At 67.0% G+C, this 285-nt stretch carries 1 pseudogene; it reads right to left on the reverse strand.

The features are described from left to right. Positions 1-285, reverse strand: a pseudogene (locus D1646_RS21195) (chromosome segregation protein SMC); the annotation flags it as partial.

Here is a 285-nt window from a genome sequence, read left to right on the forward strand (position 1 = left end):
GGCGTTGATGGCCTCCGTGTTTCTGATGCTGGCCTCCAGCTCCTCCGTAGACTCGTCCAGCAGGTCCAGGGCGTCTTTGGCGGCAATCTCACAGTCGGCGCAGAGGGCCTTGTACCGCTCCTCCAGCAGGCCCAGCTCCTTGCCCAGGCGGTCCCGCTCCGCCTCCAGCTGGGCGGAGCGCAGGCGCTTGCGCTGGTTCTCCCCGTTCCGGGCCAGGATATCCTGCTGGCGCTGGATCAGTTCGAAAGCGGAAACCGGCTCCAGGGGTGCGTCTGGGTAGCTGGG

It is taken from the genome of Pseudoflavonifractor sp. 60 (assembly GCF_009911645.1).
Classification (GTDB): domain Bacteria; phylum Bacillota; class Clostridia; order Oscillospirales; family Oscillospiraceae; genus Lawsonibacter.